The 6,133-nt window shown below is 68.4% G+C and carries 4 protein-coding genes and 1 pseudogene; 3 read left to right on the top strand and 2 right to left on the bottom strand.

Features of this window, described 5'->3' with window-relative positions; translation table 11 throughout:
- Positions 1-220: 220 nt before the first annotated feature.
- Positions 221-1,620: pseudogene (locus HKK74_RS34975) on the top strand (IS701 family transposase).
- Positions 1,621-1,649: 29 nt separating this feature from the next.
- On the opposite strand, the gene HKK74_RS34970 reads toward HKK74_RS34975, so the two are convergent.
- Together HKK74_RS34970 and HKK74_RS34965 are read right to left on the bottom strand one after the other, a co-directional pair.
- A complete protein-coding gene (locus tag HKK74_RS34970; RefSeq protein WP_187247700.1) occupies positions 1,650-2,783 on the bottom strand; it encodes an IS630 family transposase in 1,134 nt (377 codons plus the stop codon).
- A 248-nt stretch (positions 2,784-3,031) separates the two neighbouring features.
- Positions 3,032-3,964 carry a LysR family transcriptional regulator gene (locus tag HKK74_RS34965; RefSeq protein ID WP_187247699.1) on the bottom strand — a complete coding sequence of 311 codons (933 nt, stop codon included), beginning with the start codon at positions 3,962-3,964 and terminating at the stop codon, positions 3,032-3,034.
- A gap of 178 nt (positions 3,965-4,142) precedes the next feature.
- Between HKK74_RS34965 and HKK74_RS34960 the strand changes: the two genes are divergently transcribed.
- Positions 4,143-5,009 (top strand): oxidoreductase, encoded by an 867-nt coding sequence (locus tag HKK74_RS34960; RefSeq protein WP_187247698.1) that lies wholly within the window; start codon positions 4,143-4,145, stop codon positions 5,007-5,009.
- Positions 5,010-5,122: 113 nt separating this feature from the next.
- Complete coding sequence (locus tag HKK74_RS34955) at positions 5,123-6,079, top strand: DUF1152 domain-containing protein (protein WP_187247697.1); 957 nt, start codon at positions 5,123-5,125, stop codon at positions 6,077-6,079.
- Positions 6,080-6,133 lie beyond the last annotated feature (54 nt).

Genomic DNA, 6,133 nt, shown 5'->3' with positions numbered 1-6,133 from the left:
GGGCTCCGCGGCGCGGACCGAGGGGTGGAGTACGAGGGGCTGGCGTACGGGGACGGCCCGCCCGCCCCTTGAGCGTCCGAACATCTCCTTGCGCGTGCGGACATCGCTCTTCTAGGGGCATGACGTTCTAGTACGGCAGCCGCCATTGTTGGTTTGACCTGGCGGGATGCAGTGGGAGAGTCCGCGTTCATGGGCGCAGCCGCCTGACGATCATGTGTTTGTGAAGACAACAGAATCGAAGGCGGCTGCTGCTGCCAGGATAGGGGCGGGGCTGGCCCGCCGGAAACAGATCGAGCTGCTGGAGCGGCTGAAGTCGTGCTTTGCCCGGACCGGGACCTGGCAGCAGGCGGGGAAGTACGTGTCGGCCCTGGTCAGCGAGCTGCCGAAGCGGAACGGGTGGACGATCGCCGAGCATGCCGGAGACAGGTCGCCGGACCGGACGCAGCGGTTGCTGAACCGAGCGGCCTGGGATGAGTCCGCCGCGATGAGCGAGATACGGCGGTTCGCGGCGGAAGGCCTGGATGCGGCCGCGCGGCGCCGACGGCGCGGTGGCCTGGTGATCGGGGCGATCGACGAGACCGGGCAGGAAAACAGGGCGAGGCCACGGCCGGGGTGAAACGCCAGTACATGGGGTGCGCGGGCCGTGTCGCGAACGGCATCAACACGGTGCACTTGTCCTATGTCCGAGGCAGGACCGGGCACGCGCTGGCCGGCGCGCGGCAGTGGATACCGCAAGAGCACATCACCGATCCGGTGACGTCCCTGGTCATGGGCCTGCCGCTGGACCTGGAGTTCCGCACCAAGGGCCAGCTGGCCATCGACATCTGCGTGGACGCCTACGCCGACGGCCTGAGGTTCGACTTCATCTGCGGTGATGAGGTGTACGGCAGCTGCACCCAACTGCGCGAGTTCCTCGAAGACAACAGCCAGGCTTACGTGCTGCGGGTCGCCTCCAGTTTCACGCTCACGCCGGCCGCGGGGACAAAGCTGACCTGCGCGCAGGCAGTAAAGCAGCTGACCAAGAACAAACGGCGCTGGGAGGTCCGCTCCGCCGGCAAGGGCTCCAAGGGCGAGCGGTGGTACGCCTGGGCGTGGATCGCCACCGCCTCACCACGTCATCACCTGCTCATCCGCCGCCACCTCAAAACCGGCGAGCTGGCCTTCCACTACTGCTACGTGCCCGAAGGCCGGCTTTTGACCAAGACCAGGCTGATCCGGGCCGCCGGGCTGAGATGGCCCATCGAGGAGGATTTCGAGTTCGGCAAGGACTGCTTCGGCCTGGATGAGTGCCAGGCACGGCTCTACACCGCAATCCTCCGCCACATCGTGCTGGTCATGGCCACCCTTGCCATCTGCGCCATCACCGCCGCCCAGCTCAAAGACCAAACCGACACCCAGGCCCCGCCGCCTGTCAACCCCAACCAGGCCCCGCCCAACGACCCTGGGCTGATCCCACTGACCGTCCCGGAAATCAAGCGCCTGCTCGCCGCCGCCCTCCAACGCGCCTACCCGCCCGGCCACGCCGCACACTGGCTGAACTGGCGACGCCGCCACCAGGCACGCTCGCGCTGGTTCCACCAGCGCACCCGCCTAAACCGAGGAAATGCCCTGGTCAGCTAGCAATTGGCGGCTGCCGTACTAGTGCCGCATCAGGCAACGTTCGCCTTGTTGACGATGGCGCGTAGGCGTTCGTCGGTTGCGTGTTTGTTCCGCCAGATGATGTAGCGGCGGATCATGCTGCTCTGTTCTTTGTGGCTGGGATGGTCGGTGCCGTCGAGGGTGAAGTAGCGCAGGGCGGTGAACTGGGCCTCGATCCGGTTGAGCCAGGAGGAGTTGGTCGGGGTGTAGGCGATCTCGACGTTGTTGGCCTCGGCCCAGTCCGCCACCCGGCGGCACCGCTTGGTGGTCAGGTGCGGGGAGTAGTTATCGCAGATGATGGCGATGCGGACTTCGGCCGGGTGGAGGCTGCGCAGGTAGCGGCAGAACTCCAGGAACTTCGAACGATTCTTGGTCTTCTTGATGTGCCCGTAGAGCTTGTCGGTGCCCAGGTCATAGGCCGCGAACAGGTGCCGGACCCCGTGCGGGCGGGTGTAGGTCGCCCGCCGCCGGGGCCTGGGCTCACGGTCGGGGTCTTTGTGCCCGCCGCCGCGTTCGGCCCATTGGCGGCCCGGGTGGGGCTGGAGGTTGAGCGGCCCGAACTCATCCAGGCAGAACACCACCTGCGGTTCGCCGCCGTCGGGGATGACCTGCCGGTCGGCGATCGCGTACAAGTGCTCCACGCGCGCCTTCTTGGCCTCATAGTCCGGGTCGCGGGAGGTCTTCCAGGTCTTCACACGTTGAAAGGTGACGCCTTCCTCGCGGAGCAGAATGCGCAGGCCCTCGTGGCTGATGTCGTCGACCACCCCCTCGGCGACCAGGAAGTCGGCCAGCTTGGCCAGGCTCCAGGTCGAAAACGGCAGGCCGTGCTCGGCCGGCTTCGATTTGGCGATCTTCTTGATCTCCCGGCGCTCCGCCAGGGTGAACGTCTTCGGCCGCCCACCGGAGTACTTGGGGTACAGGGAGCCGAAGCCGTCGGCGTTGAAGTTATGGATCACGTCCCGGACCCGGTCGCTGCTGGTGAAGGTCACCTCAGCGATCTTGCTCACGCTCATGCCCTGGGCGGACAGCAACACCATCTGCGCCCGCCGCCAGGTCACCACCGAACCCGTGCCCCTGCGGATGATCCGCAACAGCCGGCCGCCCTCGTCCTCGTCGATCTCACGCACCCGAACCCGTTCAGCCACCCGCACAGACTGGCCGCGACACACCGTCCGGGCCAGCACCCAGACGGCGCGTCATCGAACAGGGCAAACGTTCCTTGATGCGGCACTAGGGGCCCGCACGCATCGCGTGCGGGCCCCTAGAACGTTTGCGAACCGGTGTGCAGGTCGCCTCTCGGCGAAAAGCTCAACGCGGCTCCAGCCGAACGGTATTCCGCGAAGGCGGTGTATGAGCCCGGGGGACACTGGCACACCGGCCACGGAGATCCCAACTACCGGAGCGGGGGTCTTTGTTCCCGGGGCGAGGAAGAATCCCGTGCTTCTTCGGCCGAGGCCAGTTCGCGGACGACGTCGGCGAAGTGTCGCACGAGCGCGTTGTCCGCGCTGCTCGGCCATGCGAGGGCGACGCGCAGCGGTTCGACATCGGTGAGCGGGACCCAGGAGAGATCGGGACGGGCGTAGTACCGGGCCATGCTCCAGGGGACGAAGCAGATGGCGGCGCCTCCGGCCACCTGCTCGAGCATCTCCTCGACATTGTCGTTGGTCGGTCCCCAGCGTGGGCTCGACCCGTCCGGCCTGGGGTTCACCGCCCACCAGTCGACCCACTCGCGCGGCGCCCGCTCGGTCCACATGAGGGGTTCGTCGTTGACCTCGAGCACGGAGATGCCGTCGCGATGGGCGAGCAGGTGGCCGGTCGGCAGACCGACGATCCTGGGTTCGGTGTGCACGACCTCGGCGTGCAGACCGGTGAGGTCGTTGGGCAGCCAGACGAAGGCGACGTCGACGCGGCCGTCGCGCAGCCCCGCCGCCTCCTCGCCCCAGTCGAAGCGCTTGGGCTGCACGCGTACGCCGGGGTGTCGGCGGGAGAACTCAGCGCGAGCCCGCGTGGTGAGCTCGCCGGCGCCGCTCGCCGCGAAGCCGACCCGCAGCACTCCGGTCTCGCCGCGCCGGTGCCGTTCGGCCGCGGCCGTCACCAGGTCGGCCTGGCGCAGCGTGCGGCGCGCCTCGGCCACAATGTCGCGCCCGGCGACGGTGGCCGTCACACCTCCCGCGTGCCGATCGAACAGCCGCACTCCGAGTTCCGCCTCCAGGTTCTTGAGGGCGTACGAGAGGGCGGGCTGACTTACGTACAGCAGGTTCGCGGCCCGGCCCAGGTTCCCCTCGTCGGCGATCACGACGAGATACCGCAGTTGGCGCAGCTCCATGCACCGACGATAAGTCCTCTTTATGGAGTGAGTGGTCCTCTGTCTTGGACGGCCGGATCCGGTGGCTGCGATAACGGGGAGCGTCGAGCCGACGTCGTGAAGACGGCCAAGTTCGTGGAAGACGAGATTTTCGTGAAAGACCGAGTCCGTGGCGATGACCAGAGTGGTGGATATGACGATGAGCACTGAACGTTCCCCGGCCCGCGACGCCGCCGGTCGTGTCTGGCTGATCACCGGCGCGTCCTCGGGTTTCGGCCAGGCGATCGCAGAGGCGGCGCTCGCCACCGGTGACACGGTCGTGGCGGCGGCCCGCTCGATCGAGGCGCTCGACCGCCTCGTCGCCGCGCATCCCGATCGGGTGGTGCCCGTCGCCCTGGATGTGACCGACCCGGCCCGCGTCGCCGCGGTCGTGGCCGAGGTGATGCTCTGGTACGGGCGGATCGACGTGCTGGTCAACAACGCCGGCCGGGGTCTGGTCGGCGCGGTCGAGGAGATCACCGACCGTCAGCTGCGGGAGCTGATGGAGCTGCACTTCTTCGGCCCCGCCGCGCTGACCCGGGCGGTACTGCCGCACATGCGCAGCCGGGGCTCGGGCGCCATCGTGCAGATGAGCAGCATGGGAGGCCGGTTCTCGTTCGCCGGCGTCGGCGGCTACTCGGCGACGAAGTTCGCTCTGGAGGGCCTGACCGAGGCTCTGTCGCACGAGGTCGCCCCGTTCGGCATCAAGGTGCTGATCGTCGAGCCCGGAGCGTTCCGCACCTCGTTCGCGGGTGCCGGCGCCCTGCTGCAGTCGGCCGCCATCCCCGCGTACGAGGAGACCGTCGGGCCGGTGCGCACCGCACTGCCGAGCACCGACGGCAAGCAGCCCGGCGACCCGGTGAAGGCGGCCGCGGCCATCCTCGCCGCGCTGGACGCGAAGGAGACCCCGCTGCGGCTGCCTCTGGGCAACGACTCGGCGGACGCGATCCTCGCCCATCTCGACGCCACACGTGAGGAGGCGCTGGCTTGGGAGCCCGTCAGCCGCGACACCGACTTCGACGACTGATCCGTTCGCGCGCTGGACTCGCCGTACCGGCAGCATGGGCGGCGCGGCTCACAGCGGGGGAGGGCCTGCGAAAAGCGATAGTTTCACGATCTTTCGATTGGTAGCTTCCCGGGATGTTCTCTCTGCAGGAGCCCGCGCTCTTCACGCGCTTGCGGAAGGCCAAGCGGGTCCTGGTGGCCGGCGCGGGCGGCGGCTTCGACGTCTACGCGGGGCTGCCGCTCGCGTTGGCGCTGTCGGACGCGGGCCGGACGGTCCATCTCGCCAACCTGTCCTTCACCGCGCTGTACGGCTTGGACGCCGACGTCTGGCTCGACCAGGACGTCGCCGCGATCGGGCCCGAGACGGCGGGTCCGGAGCGGTACTTCCCCGAGCGCACCCTCGCCCGCTGGCTGGCGGCGCATCACCTGCCCGCCACTGTGTACGCCTTCCCCAAGGTGGGCGTACGGCCGCTGCGCGCCGCCTACCGCACTCTGATCGAAAGGCTCGACATCGACGCCGTGGTGCTCGTCGACGGCGGCACCGACATCCTCATGCGCGGCGACGAGTCCGGTCTCGGCACGCCCGAGGAGGACATGGCCAGCCTGGCCGCGGTCCGAGGTCTGGATGTACCCGAGCGGATCGTCGCCTGCCTGGGGTTCGGGGTCGACGCCTACCACGGCATCAGCCACGCCCATGTACTGGAGAACCTGGCGGCCCTCGAACGCGACGGCTCCTATCTCGGTGCGTTCTCGGTGTCGCGCGCCAGCCGCGAGGGAGCCCTCTACCTCGACGCCGTCGCGCACGCGCAGGCGAACACCCCCGACCACCCGAGCATCGTGAACGGCTCGATCGCCGCCGCCGTGCGCGGCGATTTCGGGGACGTACGATTCACCGTGCGCACTCGCAACAGCGAACTGTTCGTGAATCCGCTCATGGCCCTGTACTTCGCCGTGACGGTCGACGGTCTCGCGCGGCGATCCCTCTATCTGGACCGGATCGAGCGCACTGTTCAGATGAGGCAGATCAGCTCGATCATCGAGGAGTTCCGCGAGGAGGTCACACCGCGCCCTGCGCGCCCGATCCCGCATTGAGGTCCGCGTTGACCATCCGGATCCCGCGTTGAGATCCGGATCCCGATCCCGCGT

This window comes from Actinomadura alba, assembly GCF_014323705.1.
GTDB classification, from domain to species: Bacteria; Actinomycetota; Actinomycetes; order Streptosporangiales; family Streptosporangiaceae; genus Actinomadura_C; species Actinomadura_C alba.
The sequence above is the reverse complement of the archived record's forward strand: the minus strand, read 5'-3'. Positions and strand labels throughout refer to the sequence as shown.